Genomic DNA, 15,488 nt, shown 5'->3' on the forward strand with positions numbered 1-15,488 from the left:
TCATTGGAATTAGTTGTTTTTAAGCGTACTACCTGGGACGAGACCACACGGAAGCGTGGCTTTGATGGCGGCGTTATCTGGGCTGCTGATTTGTGCAATCAGATTACGGACGGCAAGTTCGCCCATTTCTTCACGTGGGACAGAGATGCGTGTCCAGCGTTCAACATCGGCCGACCTGCTCAGCGGTGCCGCAAGGGCAACGATGGAAATGGTTTCAGGCACAGTGCCGTGCCGGGCAAGGACCTGACGTTCCAGAGCAACAGCGTGCTTGAACGTTTCGGTCAAAACGACGGTATTGCCATCGTTAAGGCACCGGGTAAGCCAGTTTGCGTCAATTTCTTCTGCTGCAAGACGTTCGACTGACAGTTCCAAACCGCTTTCCTGTTGTTGCAAGAAGCCGGTTTCACGGTCTGCATTTTGTTCGCGAACATTCGTGGCACCAACAAATTTCAGTTTGCGATGGCCAAGTTCGGTGCAGCGTTTAACCACATCAGCAACAGCGGTTACGTAATCGGCGGCAACCCAATTGACATCCGCGTCTTCGGGATCGCGTCGGCCAATGGTGACAAAGGGAAAACCGGTGTCATAAAGCTGTTTGAGTTCTCTTTTATCAGGTTCTTCCCCCAGCAAGATCGCCCCATCGGCAACCCCCATCCGGTTTGCGCCATTGGGGAAGATGCTGCGCGGCCCTTGTTCAAGCGAGCTTGAGGTGAAAAGCAGCAAATCCTGCCCAAGCGTCATGGCACCGCGTTCGATGCCAAGCAAGAATGGATAGAAGAAGTTCTCGCTGTCAGACGGAAAAATGGCTTCATAGGTGAAAACACCAATAATGTTGCGCTTTCCGCCTGCCAATGATTGCGCAACAACGTTCGGGGCATATCCCAAGGTTTCCATCGCGGCGCGAACACGCTTTTCGGCATCCTTGCCAACGCGGATGGTTTTCCCGGGCTTTGATGACGTAACAGCAGACACAACCGCAGTTGATACGCCCGCCATTGCGGCAACGTCGCTTTGGGTAACGCGTTTGATGCGACTTTGCCTTGTGGTCACCAGCATTCTCCAGCTTACGTTGATTAAGCGCTTAATTGATATGATTAAGCGTATAATCAAGGCGTAGACCACTGTCAATACTTAATCAGTTATGCCTTTTGCACGACGTACTTCAGGAAAGAATGATCGATTTGCGAGACACCGGGCGTGGTGATCCGCATGGAACCGATGTTGACCATCGCAGAGGACAAACCCGGTGCGGGGGATACCGCCAAAATGACATTCTGGTCATCACCGGCTATCCCTATGACCCGGAATTTAATGTGGTTGGGTAAGCCAGACACATCACAATAGACACACAAAAACGGGCCCGCGTGACGCAGGCCCGTTCTTAGTTTCATGGATCAATTCACAAGTTGTGAATGATCAGACATCAAGATTGGCAACCTTCAGCGCGTTGGACTGAATGAAGTCGCGACGCGGTTCAACCACGTCACCCATCAGGGTCGAGAAGACTTCTTCGGCTTCATCGGCATGGTTAACGCGGACCTGCAGAAGCGATCGAACATTCGGATCGAGCGTGGTTTCCCACAGCTGATCCGGGTTCATTTCACCCAGACCTTTATAGCGCTGGACCGAGATGCCGCGGCGGCCAAATTCCATGACCGCATTGACCAGATCGACCGGGCCGTTGATTTTCCAGCTTTTGTCCTTGGCAACGAATTCCGCACCATTTTCAAAGAGTTCACGCAGCTCGCCAAGGATGTTGGCGATGGCGCGTGCCTCGGCCGAGCGCAGGATATTGCCATCAATCACGTGGCGCTGTTCAACACCGCGCAGCATGCGCCACAGAACGATTTCGTCCAACGGGGCTTCACCCTGCCAGCCGCGATCGTAATCTTCTTCGAGCGTATCAAGATGTTTGGCAAGCGTCTGGGCGGCTTCGAGGCGTTTGGTGTCATCATCGAGCAAAGCCGGGTTAAGTGCACCAGCCAGGGTTGCTTGCTCCAGCACCGAGATCGGCAGTTTGATGGAAAGCGGTTCCAAGAAACCTTTGGCCTTACGTGCAAGTTCGACAATACGCACCAGATCGGGACCGGCAACCTGCTGCCCGCCGCCAAGGGTCAGGACAGCGTCCTCGGTCCCCTGCGCGGTCAGGTATTGTTCCATCTCGCGGTCGTCTTTGAGATACTGGACCGAGTTGCCGCGTTTCGCACGATAAAGCGGTGGCTGTGCGATATAGAGATAGCCGCGTTCGATCAGTTCGGGCATCTGACGATAGAAGAAGGTCAAAAGCAGGGTCCGGATATGCGCACCATCGACGTCAGCATCGGTCATGATGATGATTTTGTGGTAGCGGGCTTTTTCGATGTTGAAGTCATCGCGGCCAATCCCGGTGCCCATCGCCGTGATCAGGGTGCCGATTTCCTGACTTGAAAGCATCTTGTCGAAACGCGCGCGTTCAACGTTAAGGATTTTACCGCGCAGCGGCAAAATCGCCTGGAAGCCACGTTCACGCCCCTGTTTTGCCGATCCACCTGCGGAATCACCCTCCACGATGAACAGTTCGGCTTTGGACGCATCGCGTTCCTGACAGTCAGCCAGTTTCCCCGGCAGGGACGAGATATCAAGCACACCTTTGCGGCGGGTCAATTCACGGGCCTTACGGGCCGCTTCACGCGCTGATGCGGCTTCGACCACTTTGCCGACAACCTTGCGGGCATCCTGCGGATGTTCTTCAAGCCACTGTGCCAGCTTGTCATTGACGATGTTTTCAACAACCGGGCGGACTTCGGATGAAACAAGTTTGTCTTTGGTCTGGGACGAGAATTTCGGGTCCGGAACCTTGACCGAAATCACACAAGACAGACCTTCACGGGCATCATCGCCGGAAAGTGCAACCTTTTCCTTTTTCGCAATGCCGCTGGACTGGGCATAGGAATTGATCTGACGGGTCAATGCGGCACGGAAACCGGCCATATGCGCCCCGCCGTCACGCTGCGGGATGTTGTTGGTAAAACAAAGAGTCTGTTCGTGATAGCTGTCATTCCACTGCAGGGCGACTTCAACGGTGATGCCGTCTTTTTCGCCTTCAATGACAATGGCTTCTTCAATCTGACGGATTTTGTTGCGGTCAAGATATTCGACAAAGGCGCGGATACCGCCTTCGTAATGCAGGATGGATTCGACCGGTTCACTATGGCGTTCATCGCGCAAAGTCAGGATCACGCCAGAGTTCAAAAAGGCCAGTTCGCGCAAACGATGTTCAAGGGTTGGCAGATCAAACTCGGTCATGGTGAAGATGCCACCATCGGGATAAAAGGTGACTTCGGTCCCGCTCAGCGGTTTGCCATCTGCCGTCAGTGGCGCATCGCCAACGACTTCAAGCGGCTTGGTCGCGTCCCCACCGGAAAATTCCATATAATGTTCTTTGCCATTGCGCCAAACGCGCAATTTCAAAAGGGTCGAGAGCGCGTTCACAACCGAAACACCCACCCCGTGCAAACCACCGGAAACCTTATAGGAATTCTGGTCAAACTTACCGCCGGCATGGAGCTGGGTCATGATGACCTCGGCCGCGGAAACGCCTTCTTCCTTGTGCATGTCGGTCGGGATGCCACGGCCGTTATCACGGATGGTTGCCGACCCGTCACCATTGAGCTGAACCCAGACGGTATCGCAGTGACCTGCCAATGCTTCGTCAATCGCGTTATCGACGACTTCGTAGATCATGTGGTGCAAACCGGTTCCGTCATCGGTATCACCGATATACATGCCCGGGCGTTTACGGACCGCTTCAAGGCCTTTGAGAACCTTGATCGATTCTGCACCGTACTCCTGCACGATTTCTTCTGTGTTCGGAGTTTCTGTTTCGTTGGTCATAGCGTCACAACCTCGGCATTCACGGAGTGGTTTCTAGGGTCAGTGTGGCATCTTCCACGCGGAAAAATTGCGCACGACCGTCCAAACCTTCAAACAGCGCCCGGTCCGTACCTGTCATCCAGGCTTGGACGCCAAGCGCCACGATTTCGTCAAACAGGTGTTTGCGGCGTTCTGCATCCAGATGCGCAACCACCTCGTCAAGTAACAGCAGCGGGCCAGCCCCGCGTGCCTTTGTCTGCAAGCGGGTATTGGCCATAATAATCGACAGCAACAACGCCTTTTGTTCCCCGGTGGAACATTGATCGGCTGATTGGCCCTTTGCATCATGCCACACCAGCAAATCACTGCGTTGCGGGCCGACCACCGCCCCGCCATAGGTCGCATCGCGTGACCGTCCGTCGCGCAATGCAGCCCGCATTTTGTCTTCGACCTCGACCGCCGGACAGGTTTCCAGCCAGCTTTCAAGATCCCCCGCCAGTGCCAGACGTGCTGCGGGAAACGGCCCGATCGCCATGGTCCCGGCCCGGCTGAGGCGGGCAAGAAGTTCAGCCCGTGCGACGGCAACAGCAATGCCGTGGCGGACCATCGAATCTTCGATCGAGGCCAGCCATTTATCGTCGCCCTTGCCTTCTTTCAGCAGCTTTACCCGACTGCGCAGGCTGTGTTCATAGGCCGCAACCCGGCTGCTGTGGTCCGGATCAAGGCCATAGACCAGACGATCCAGAAAACGTCTGCGTGCCGATGGCCCGTCGAGAAACAGGCGGTCCATTTGCGGTGTTAACCACACAGCGGCACACACCCGCCCCAAAGCGGCCTGCCCGCGCTGTGCCTGCCCGTCGATGCGAACAGCACGGCGTTCACGCCCCTGTTCAAGGGCAGCAGGATCAAGCCCGGAGCCAAGTTGAAACGCCCCCTCAGGTGTTTCAACATCCGCCGACACCGCCCAGGGGCGCGTCATACCATCCGCACGTGGCGGAAAGTTTCGGGCAATTTCACCAAGCTTTGCCCGGCGAAGCCCCCCACCGGGCGCCAAAAGCGATACCGCTTCGAGCAGGTTGGTTTTCCCTGCCCCGTTTGGCCCGGTCAGGACGACCGGCGCGCTGTTTAACGACAGCCGCAAGCTTTCGTAACAGCGAAATTCACTGAGCTGGATACGGGAAACTGCAAGACGGCTTGTCATCGACGCACCGTCTTTTGGCATGAGGTTTTTGGCAAGAACAGCCACAGCGTATCGTGCTTACCGTCAAACACGCATCGGCATCAGAACGTACAATGCCGAAAGGTCGTCAGTATCGCGCAGAATGGTCGGTGACGATCCATCAGACATCAGAAGATTGAGCGTATCGCCCTTGACCTGCTTGGCAATGTCGAGCAGGTAGCGCGAGTTAAAGCCAATTTCGATATCTTCGGCATCATAATTGATTTCAAGTTCTTCGGACGCGGTCCCGTGTTCCGGGCTCGATGCCGAAAGGGTCAGGGTCGTGCCCGACAGAACAACTTTCACCGCGCGGGATTTTTCAATCGAGATCGCAGAAACACGATCCACCGCATCGGCAAAGCCCTTGCATTCGATATCAAGGGTCTTGTCATTGCCTGACGGGATAACCCGTTCGTAATCCGGGAAGGTGCCATCGATCAGTTTGGATGTCAGGATTGCCTTGCCAAAACCAAAGCGGATTTTGGTATCTGACAGCGCGATATCAACCGCTTCGCCGGTTTCATCAATCAGTTTGCGCAGCTCGCCGATGGTTTTGCGCGGAACGATCACGCCCGGCATGTTTTCCGCACCATCTGGCAGCGGGGCTTCGACGCGGGCCAGACGGTGACCGTCTGTCGCGACAGCGCGCAGGATTTTCGTACCTTCGGCGTCGGTTGCGTGGAAATAAATGCCGTTAAGGTAGTACCGGGTTTCTTCGGTCGAGATCGCAAATTCAGCGCGATCAATCAGGCCGCGCAATTCCGCAGCAGCAAGACCAAAGCTTACCGGAAGATCACCACCCGACATGACCGGGAAATCATCCACCGGCAGAACCGCAAGGTTGAATTTCGACCGGCCCGCAGCAAGCGTCAGGCGACCTGCCCCCGGTTCAAGGGCGATCTGCACCTGCGAGCCTTCCGGCAGCTTGCGGACGATCTCATACAGGGTATGTGCCGGGGTGGTGGTTGCACCTGCTTCGGCGACTTCGGCGGTTGTTGTTTCAACCACTTCGAGATCCATATCCGTTGCAGTCAGCGACAGCTGATCGTTTTCCGCCCGCAGCAAAATATTGGAGAGAATCGGAATGGTATTGCGTCGTTCGACAACGCTTTGAACATGGGTCAGCGATTTCAACAGAGCCGCGCGTTCGATGGTCAGCTTCATACCCGTCCTATCCGTCTGTCAGTAGTCGTTTAACAAATTGATTTTTAATCAGTTTTCTCACCTGAACCCCACCCTTACGGGCGCGGATGAGGCATTATAACATGCATGTCGTGAAATCGAAGGATTTTTACGGCCTAAACCCAAGCAAATAAAACGAGTCGCCCGGGCGAAATGCGCCCCAAACGCGCAAAGCGCCAAATACTGCGTAACTCGCAGTTTTGTTTATGTAAATCAGGGGAGAATCCGCCCGGTTTCCGATCTCAAATCCAGCCCGACAAACCACCGGAGTCCCGGTGCTTTCACACCGGGGCTTGGCAAAACCTGATCAGCTTTCGAGCATCCGGCGCAGAAGATCGATATCTTCGGAAAGCGACGGATCCGTGCTGTGGAGTTCTTCGATCTTGCGCACAGCATGCATGACTGTCGTATGGTCACGCCCCCCGTATTTCCGACCGATTTCCGGCAGGGAATGGGTGGTCAGCTGTTTGGACAGATACATTGCCACCTGACGCGGACGGGCAACCGCACGTGCCCGACGGGCAGAATGCATGTCCGAGACCTTGATATTGAAATGCTCGGCCACGCGTTTCTGGATTTCCTCGATCGACACCCGACGTTCTGATGCGCGCAGAACGTCATGCAAGATGTCCTGAACCATCTCAAGGCTGATCTCGCGACCGACCAGCTGCGAATGCGCAATCACGCGGTTCAGCGCCCCTTCAAGCTCACGGACATTGGCCGTGATTTTATGGGCAAGGAATTCCATGACACGTTGCGGCAGTTCAACCCGCTGACGTTCGGCCTTGGATTCAAGAATGCCAAGACGCAGTTCATAGGTCGTTGCGTGGATGTCGGCAACAAGGCCGGATCCCAAACGCGACCGCAGACGTTCTTCGATGTCTTCAAGATCGGATGGCGACTTGTCCGCCGATACAATGATCTGACGGCCCTGATCGACCAGTGCGTTGAAGGTGTGGAAGAATTCTTCCTGGGTCGAATCCTTGCCCGAAATGAACTGGACATCATCGACCATCAACACATCGACCGAGCGGAACTGGTCTTTGAAATCGACCGTGTTCTTGTCGCGCAATGCACGAATGAAGCGGTACATGAATTTTTCAGCCGACAGGTAAATCACCGTGCGGTGCGGCTGCGTCCGGCGGATATGCCAGGCAATCGAATGCATCAGGTGGGTTTTACCAAGGCCAACACCGCCATAGAGGAACAGCGGGTTGAACGGCACCGATTCGGCTTCGGCCAGACGGCGGGCCGCGGCATAAGCAAATTCGTTCGGCTTGCCGATGACGAAATTATCAAACGTGTAGCGCGGATCAAGGGCCGCCGAGATACCATCATCAGACATGCTGGCAATGGCGTTGCGGCCCGTTCCTTGTGACGGGGCCGGGGCGTGCCCGGACGTCTGATGGGTATTCTGATGAGTATTCTGATGGGTATGTGGTGCAGATTTGGTCCGGGTCGCGGCCGATCCGCCATTCCCACGTGCCGGAGATGCGGTGTCATCCTGGCTGCTGACCGGGGTATTGCTGTTGGAAACGGAAACAATGTTGATTTCGACGAAATGCACATTGGCATCTTCGGCGTGCCAGAACGCCTGAATACGGTCGAGATAGTGCTGCGTTACCCAATCACGCATGGCGCGTGTTGGCGCGCCCAGACGGGCCACACCGGCTTCGACACCGATCAAGGCAACAGGTTCAAGCCAATAACGATATGCCGTCGCGCCAAATTCGGCGCGCAGCTTTTCACGTACGATTTGCCAGATTGCTACCACATGATCATCAAGTGCTGCCTGCTGGTCACCCGACATTCCCCCACTGGATTGCCCGAGTGCCGATTGCGTTCCCCTTACGGCGTGCTGCACTGTTAGAACCTTTCCCCACTATCCCAATTTCCACACCAACAAGACTGCAAAAGACAAAATAGTACTGTCCCGCGTTGATCACATTCGCAATCAACACGCTGGTCTTCCGCAAAATCTTGGAAGCGTACTCGCGCCTTTTGTTTTTTTGGTTCTTCGTCACTGATCGCTTTGCGCGACCTAGCGAAGACCAAACACTGTACTGATGCGACCCGCATCAGGCAAGGCGATCTTTAACAGAACGTTAAAAGGATTACGGCACCAAAACGGTCCTTGTTTTCTGCGGTTTCTTGCACCTGCGGAATCAAGGAACAAAAGGTGATTCTCCGGAATCCGGGCAGCGAAAAGGCCGCACCAAAGGTGCGGCCTTCGACTCGCCATCCCGTAAGGGATAAATTAGAGCGACTTGATACGAGCGGTAAGACGCGAAACTTTGCGAGCAACGGTGTTCTTATGCAGAACGCCGAGCTGTGCGCCACGCGCCATTTCCGGCTCAGCGATTTTCATCGCAGCCAGAGCAGCATCTTTATCGCCAACAGTCAGCGCTGCCTCGACCTTCTTAACGAAGGTACGAATGCTGCCGATGCGTGCGCCGTTTACTTCTGCACGTGCGGCGTTGCGGCGAATGCGCTTCTTGGCCGATTTATGGTGAGCCATTGCGAACCTGTCTCTTCAAACAAATGTTACGTAATTCGGAGCGCGGCTTATAGCGCCGAGCGAAACCCTCGTCAACCCCCGATACCGCTTAAATCCTCCATTTCCGGCGGCTAGGGACTCATTTTCCCTGCAACACAGATATGCGGCACCGGAATCAGGGGGCAACTTATCCTGATCACCGCGCAATCAGCGGTGCTTGAAATCGGCTTTTCTCTTTTCAGCAAAGGCTTTCATGCCCTCGGCGCGGTCTTCGAGTGCAAAGGTCGAATGAAACTCGCGGCGTTCGAACATCAGGCCTTCGGTCAGGGTCATTTCATAGGCCTTATTGACCGATTCTTTTACCTTCATCGATACCGGACCAGAGAAGGACGCGATCTTTTCAGCCAGTTTCATGGCTTCTTCCATCAGCGAGTCGGCCGGGACGATTCGCGCAACCAATCCGGCGCGTTCGGCTTCTTCGGCATCCATCATCCGCCCGGTCAGGCACATTTCCATGGCTTTTGCCTTGCCAACCGCACGGGTCAGGCGCTGCGTACCGCCGGCACCCGGGATGGTTCCGATGGTGATTTCCGGCTGACCGAACTTTGCGGTATCGGCGGCAATCATGATGTCGCACATCATTGCCATTTCACAGCCACCGCCCAATGCGAATCCGGCAACCGCGGCAATGGTTGGCTTGCGGCAGCTTGCCACACGGGTCCAGCCTTTGGTGATGAAGTCGCCCTTATAGACATCCATATAGTCGTAATCGGCCATTTCCTTGATATCGGCGCCAGCGGCAAAGGCCCGTTCCGATCCGGTAATGACAATCGCGCGGATATCTTCATCGGATTCGAAATCATCAAGGACCGCACCGACATCCTTGATCAGTGCATCACACAGCGCATTAAGCGCCTTGGGACGGTTTAGCGTGATAAGCCCGACATTGCCTTTTTTCTCGGCGATGATGTTTTCGTATGACATGCCTTGAGATCCTTTTTCGCCATTGGCCCGGTCATTTCCCGGCCAATTTGCTTGAAACCATATTTTGATACTGTTTTACCGATTTTATGGACAGGCCGCAACCAACCGTGTGGATTGGGATGCCTCATCGTGGATTAAGCATCGATTCGGCGCGCCACATCCAACCGGATGCGACCCAACCGTGTGGCACCCGGAGCCGGTCTTATTTCTGACAGGTCGGGCAGAAGAATGTCGACCGTCCTGCCTGCACGATGCGTTCAATCGTGCTGTCACAGCTGTCAGCACTGCAGATTTCGCCTTCACGGCCATAAACGCGGAAATTATGCTGAAAATAGCCAAGCTCGCCATTGGTCTGACGATGATCCTTCAGGCTTGATCCACCTGCCGCGATGGCATCTTCAAGAACAAGGCGAATTTCGCGGTACAAACGATCAATCTCGCCGGGTTTTAAATCCTTTGCCAGACGAGTCGGGGCGATGTTTGACCGGAACAATGCTTCGCATACATATATGTTGCCAAGACCGGCGACCAGTTTCTGATCCAGCAGCACGGTTTTGATCGGGCTTGCGCGTTTGGCCAAACCTTCTGCCAGCACCGCCGCATTGAAACCGTTGCCAAGCGGCTCCGGCCCGATCCCGGCCAGCATTTTGTGGCTGGCAACTTCATCGCTCGCAATCAGGGTGATCACGCCAAAACGCCGCGGATCATTAAACCGCACCACCGCACCGCCCTGCATGACGAAATCAACATGGTCATGTTTCAAGGGGGCGGGCACATCAACAGACGGATCATTATGAATGGTCATGCGCCCGGACATGCCCAGATGGATCAGCAAAACCTGCCCGTCATCAAGGTAGCCCAGAATGTATTTCGCCCGGCGCGTCAGTTGGTTGATTTTGCGCCCCGCCATGCGATCAACGAATCCTTCGGGAAACGGAAACCGCAAATTCGGGCGACGCTGCACCACATGGTCGACAATATGGCCTTCCATTACGGGGGTCAGACCACGGGTAACTGTTTCGACCTCTGGCAATTCGGGCATATCTGGCTACTCTTGTTAAATAAATCGTTCCAAGTTCTAGACCAGATTGATGCGCAAAATAAGGATCAATTTCAATTGCGTGGCGGGGGACCATTTGGTCCGGGGGGCGGGCCATTCCCCGGTCCCGGACCTTGTCCACCGTCCGGCCCTGGGCCCTGCCCGCCACCGGGCCCGCCTTTGCCGGTGGATGCCGGACCTTTGCGCGATTGCGCCGGACCTTCATAGGGGGAAAAGGTCGACATCCCCGCAACATCAAACCCGGCAGGGCAGCCATCGGTGATGTAATCGTAATAGATCGCCCGTCCGCGAATGTTTGATTTGCGGTCTGCCTCAAAGAACAGGCCATAACAGGCCTGATTGCAATGAAACAGCGCCCCGTTTTCTGCACCAATCCGCCTTGCTGTGCCATTGGTCTGCAGCACTTGTTCACCGCGCAAAGTGCCGGTCATGACATGGCAAATATCGCCGCCAAATTGTTGTGTGCGGGTCGTCTGGATTTCAAAGGGAATCGGAAGGCCGACAATATCCATACCCGTACGATCCTTCCGCGCGGTCCAACGGTCCTTGGCAAAGCCACGCGGCGTCCCCGACAGGCAGTTCAATACATTCCAGTTTGGTTTGGTTTCGACATTATAGAAATACGATCCGTGATCGTCTTTCATGCCGCGGCAGGCATCCAGAAGCTGTTCAACCGAGTTCGCGGCATCAAACCAGCCAAGGGCGAGAATCGGGAAACCGTCCATGGCATAGCCAACGGGCTTCTTATCAATATCGACCCATTGATTGCCGAGATCATCGATCAGGCATTTCGGTGCGATATGATAGTGGTAATCATCCCCCCGCCCGGCATGGCCGCCACAGGCGTCAAGTTCGCCTGCTTCAAACGCGCTGGGTCGTTTGCCGGTTTGCTGATTGGCGGGCCCCTGTGTTGACGGATCAAAAATCGGAACGCCATTTACGGCAACCCCGACCGGACCGGCCTGGGTCGGCGTCGGATTTGATGCCAAACGGGGATTAAGGATTATTTCAAAATCGAAATCATGGGCAGCGGGGAATTGCTGGTTGCTTGCGGTGATGCCGGTCATCACCGGATGGGATGGATCGGGCAGACCATTTGCCGAGAAACGGGCTTTATCGCGTTCGCAAACCAAATGCGATATTTCGTCGGTATAGCAGTCTTCATCGCATTTGCAGGTTTTGATTTCATGCGCAATCACGCCGGGGATTGCCCATAAAATCAAGCCGACCGCCGCCAGTATATTCTTCATCAATTCCCCCCAGAATCACGCCACCCGTTTGACACGGTAACATGAGGTTTATCGCATCGTCATCTTCGACTGGACGGCGCGTGACAAAACCATATGATTGCCGCGCCCTTTAACCTGCAGGCACGGCCCACCCGATCCGCCTGCCAATAATGTTTGAAACCGGCTTTGCGCCCACCTTTGCGGTTTCGTGATTTTCTGAAAGTCGCCCCATGGAATTTGGTTTTGATCTTCTTGCGATCCTGTTTGCCGTTGCGGCCGTTGCAGCATGTGTTGATGCGATTGCCGGTGGTGGTGGATTGATCACGATCCCGGCCCTGCTTTGGGCAGGGGTTACCCCGGCACAGGCCCTGGCCACCAATAAATTGCAGGGCAGTTTTGGCAGCTTTACCGCATCGCTGAATTTCATTCGCAAAGGTCATGTCGATCCGCGCGATATGGTTCTGGCGATTGTTCTGACATTTGCCGGATCGGCACTTGGCACGGTTCTGGTTCAGATGTTGGATGCCAGCATCCTGATGACGATCCTGCCGGGTCTTTTGATCCTGATTGCGCTTTATTTCCTGTTTTCGCCCAAGGTTGGCGATATCGATGCGCATCAAATGATCAGCAAGGGTGCCTTTGCCTTTACCGCAGGGTTTGGCATCGGCTTTTATGACGGGTTCTTTGGTCCGGGGACGGGATCGTTCTTTTCCATCGCCTTTGTCGCCTTGCTTGGGTTCAACATGACCAAGGCCACCGCCCACACCAAAGTTTTGAACTTCACGTCAAACTTTGCATCCCTTGTAATGTTTATTGCCGGTGGCGAGGTTGTCTGGGTCGTCGGGGCGGTGATGGCGGTTGGTGCCCTGGTCGGGGCGCAGATCGGATCGCATCTGGTGATGAAGGTTGGCGCACGCTTGGTCCGCCCGCTTTTGGTAGTGACCTCTATCGGGATTTCGATCAAGCTGATCATTGATCAATATGGCCCGATCCTGAGCCAAAGCTGGGATCAGATGCGGCACTGGATCGGTTAGACCCGCCGCAATTGAGACAAAGAAAAACCCGTCATGCGTAAAGCTGACGGGTTTTGTTTTTCAGGACTTTGAATTTCGGCCAATCAGGCGCTGGCACCGCCTTGCGCCAAAACCTCATCGCCGCGATCGAGCAAATGGCTCCAGACCGTGAACAAAAGCGCGAGCACGGCAATCCCGGCACCAAGCCAGGGGATATGCTGATAGGAAACACCGTGCGTGATCGCAAGACCGCCAAACCACGCCCCACCGGCATTGCCCAGATTGAACGCCCCCTGATTAAGGGTTGATGCCAGATTGGGTGCTTCTGATGCCTCGTTCACGACCCGCATCTGAAGCGGGGAAACCAGTGCAAAGGCAACAACACCCCACAGCATCACGGTAATCACGGCCGGAACAAGGGCGGTCACTGTTTCGGTAAACAGGGCAAGGATCACGATCAACATGACAAAAGAAATGATGATGGCCGGCATCAAACGCCAATCGCCCAAACGTCCACCGATATAGTTGCCCAAGGTCAAACCAACCCCGAACAACAACAAGACATAGGTCACCTGTCGCGGGGTGATGCCGGTAATGTCGGTCAACATCGGGGTGATATAGGTAAAGACGCTGAACATGCTGGCGGATGCCAGAACAGAAATCAGCATGGCAAACAGAACCTGAACCTTGCCGAGTGATTTTGCCTCCCGCCACAGGCTTCCGGTTGATGCGGCGATCTTGCGCGGAAGGGCGAGATAAAGCGTGATGGCCGCGACAACACCAATGCCGACAACCGCCCAGAAGGTCGAACGCCAGCCAAGTTCCTGCCCAAGGGCCGTGCCAAACGGCACGCCGAGCACATTGGCAAGAGTGAGGCCGGAAAACATCAAGGCAATTGCCTGAACCCGTTTATGGGGCGGGACAAGGTTGGATGCGACAACCGCACCCAGACCAAAAAACGCGCCATGGCAAAAGGCCGTGACCACACGGGCCGCCATCAATAACCAGTAATCCGGGGCAATCGCGCACAGGAAGTTGCCAAGGATGAAGATCGCAATCAGCAACAACAATGCGCGCCTGCGGTCCATCCGTGCCGTCGCAATGGCCAGAAAAGGTGCGCCAAATGTCACGCCAAGCGCATAGCCCGTCACCAGCAAACCGGCATCCGGAATGCTGACCCCAAGATCACGTGCGACATCGGGCAGAAGCCCCATAATGACAAATTCGGTTGTACCGATGCCAAAGGATGCAAGCGCCAAAGCCAGAATCGGAAAGTTCCCGAGCAATCCCGGGCGGGTGGCAACAGTGGTCATGTCGGAATATCCAGATAAGCGGCCGTCAGGGGCAGGTCAAAATTGTGCACTGCGAGAAAAGCATAATGCCCGAAGATTTGAAACGATTCAATTCTGAGATAAAAATACCGTCCTCACCACCGCGATTTCCGCATGGCAGCATGTCTGCTGATCACGGCTCCGAACACCTAACCAGACACTAAAAAGGCCCGATGATGATCGGGCCTTGTCACAGTGAGATGCAGTTCGCGGTCATTGCCTTTGATCAGGCGAGCTCGGCAACGATCCGTTTTGCGGCAACGATCGGGTCATCGGCCTTGGTGATCGGGCGGCCAATCACCAGAATGTCACTGCCCATGGTGACGGCGTCTGCCGGGGTGACGATGCGTTTTTGATCATCACTTGATGCCCAGGCCGGGCGAATACCCGGCGTGATCAGTTTGAAGTCCGGGCCAAGTGCCTTGCGCACCGGGGTGATTTCCTGTGCCGAACAGACAACACCATCAAGGCCCGCTTTTTTGGTCAGTTCGGCCAGTTTGACAACCCGGTCTTCAATCGGACCTTTAAGGCCGACATCGTCAAGATCGCCCTGATCCATGCTGGTCAGGATGGTTACCGCAATCACCCACGGGGTTGCGACCCCGGCCTTATCCGCCGCTTCGCGGGCGGCTTCACCGGCACGTTTCATCATCTCGATCCCGCCAGCGGCATGGACATTGACGAGTTTAAGCCCCAGCGGCGTCACCGCACGAATGGCCCCGGCAACGGTATTGGGAATATCGTGATATTTGACATCCAAAAAGATCGGCATGCCGGTTTTGGCAACCGCCCGGACACCTTGTGGTCCGTGGGCCGCAAAGAACTCCTTGCCAAGCTTTGCCCCGCCAATCACACCAGACAGGCGCGATGCCAGATCGATCGCGTGATCAAGATCCGTGGTATCGATCGCACAAAAGATGCGGTCTTTGGGGGAAAGTGTCTGGGTCATGATGTCCTCCGGCGGGCTGGCATTGGGGTCATGGCCCACATGTTCCTGCGCGGACCGGACATGGATTAGCCGATTTATCCCCAAAGGCCAACGCCAAATAGCCGCTTATGCCGACAATATTGCGCTGCGCGCCCGACATTCCGGCCCCAAACAGCAAAAGGGCCCCTGAAAG

13 protein-coding genes are annotated in these 15,488 nt (G+C 55.2%); 2 read left to right on the forward strand and 11 right to left on the reverse strand.

Annotated elements, in window-relative coordinates; all coding sequences use genetic code 11:
• Positions 1-9 precede the first annotated feature (9 nt).
• The gene (locus RIC05_RS04155) at positions 10-1,050 is read right to left on the reverse strand and encodes a LacI family DNA-binding transcriptional regulator (protein ID WP_350045225.1); all 1,041 of its coding nucleotides are present in this window, start codon (positions 1,048-1,050) and stop codon (positions 10-12) included.
• 122 nt (positions 1,051-1,172) lie between these two features.
• Between RIC05_RS04155 and RIC05_RS04160 the strand changes: the two genes are divergently transcribed.
• Positions 1,173-1,325, forward strand: coding sequence for a hypothetical protein (locus RIC05_RS04160; protein ID WP_350045224.1), 153 nt, complete (start codon positions 1,173-1,175; stop codon positions 1,323-1,325).
• A gap of 91 nt (positions 1,326-1,416) precedes the next feature.
• On the opposite strand, the gene gyrB is transcribed toward RIC05_RS04160, so the two are convergent.
• The 8 genes from gyrB to RIC05_RS04200 all read right to left on the reverse strand — a co-directional run bounded on the left by gyrB (position 1,417) and on the right by RIC05_RS04200 (position 12,044).
• Complete coding sequence (gyrB, locus tag RIC05_RS04165) at positions 1,417-3,873, reverse strand: DNA topoisomerase (ATP-hydrolyzing) subunit B (protein WP_350042139.1); 2,457 nt, start codon at positions 3,871-3,873, stop codon at positions 1,417-1,419.
• Positions 3,874-3,892: 19 nt separating this feature from the next.
• Positions 3,893-5,053, reverse strand: coding sequence for a DNA replication/repair protein RecF (recF, locus tag RIC05_RS04170; RefSeq protein WP_350045223.1), 1,161 nt, complete (start codon positions 5,051-5,053; stop codon positions 3,893-3,895).
• A gap of 63 nt (positions 5,054-5,116) precedes the next feature.
• Positions 5,117-6,235: a DNA polymerase III subunit beta gene (dnaN, locus tag RIC05_RS04175; protein ID WP_350042137.1), complete on the reverse strand. Its 1,119-nt coding sequence runs from the start codon at positions 6,233-6,235 to the stop codon at positions 5,117-5,119.
• Between the two features lie 325 nt (positions 6,236-6,560).
• Positions 6,561-8,117: a chromosomal replication initiator protein DnaA gene (gene dnaA / locus RIC05_RS04180; RefSeq protein WP_350059739.1), complete on the reverse strand. Its 1,557-nt coding sequence runs from the start codon at positions 8,115-8,117 to the stop codon at positions 6,561-6,563.
• Between the two features lie 393 nt (positions 8,118-8,510).
• A complete protein-coding gene (rpsT, locus tag RIC05_RS04185) occupies positions 8,511-8,771 on the reverse strand; it encodes a 30S ribosomal protein S20 (protein ID WP_350042136.1) in 261 nt (86 codons plus the stop codon).
• Positions 8,772-8,957: 186 nt separating this feature from the next.
• Positions 8,958-9,734 (reverse strand): enoyl-CoA hydratase, encoded by a 777-nt coding sequence (locus tag RIC05_RS04190; protein WP_350045221.1) that lies wholly within the window; start codon positions 9,732-9,734, stop codon positions 8,958-8,960.
• Positions 9,735-9,936: 202 nt separating this feature from the next.
• A complete protein-coding gene (gene mutM / locus RIC05_RS04195; RefSeq protein WP_350045220.1) occupies positions 9,937-10,776 on the reverse strand; it encodes a bifunctional DNA-formamidopyrimidine glycosylase/DNA-(apurinic or apyrimidinic site) lyase in 840 nt (279 codons plus the stop codon).
• 71 nt (positions 10,777-10,847) lie between these two features.
• Positions 10,848-12,044, reverse strand: coding sequence for a YHYH protein (locus RIC05_RS04200; RefSeq protein ID WP_350045219.1), 1,197 nt, complete (start codon positions 12,042-12,044; stop codon positions 10,848-10,850).
• A gap of 209 nt (positions 12,045-12,253) precedes the next feature.
• Here RIC05_RS04200 and RIC05_RS04205 point away from each other — a divergent pair, with 209 nt between their 5' ends.
• Positions 12,254-13,057 carry a TSUP family transporter gene (locus RIC05_RS04205; RefSeq protein WP_350045218.1) on the forward strand — a complete coding sequence of 268 codons (804 nt, stop codon included), beginning with the start codon at positions 12,254-12,256 and terminating at the stop codon, positions 13,055-13,057.
• A gap of 83 nt (positions 13,058-13,140) precedes the next feature.
• Here the strand turns inward: RIC05_RS04205 and RIC05_RS04210 are convergent, their stop codons facing one another.
• Together RIC05_RS04210 and pyrF are read right to left on the reverse strand one after the other, a co-directional pair.
• Positions 13,141-14,349, reverse strand: coding sequence for an MFS transporter (locus RIC05_RS04210; RefSeq protein WP_350045217.1), 1,209 nt, complete (start codon positions 14,347-14,349; stop codon positions 13,141-13,143).
• Between the two features lie 244 nt (positions 14,350-14,593).
• Entirely contained in the window at positions 14,594-15,316 is a 723-nt protein-coding gene (gene pyrF, locus RIC05_RS04215) for an orotidine-5'-phosphate decarboxylase (RefSeq protein ID WP_350045216.1), read from the reverse strand.
• Between the last annotated feature and the right edge of the window lie 172 nt (positions 15,317-15,488).

This window comes from Thalassospira sp. (assembly GCF_040218635.1).
Classification (GTDB): Bacteria; Pseudomonadota; Alphaproteobacteria; order Rhodospirillales; family Thalassospiraceae; genus Thalassospira.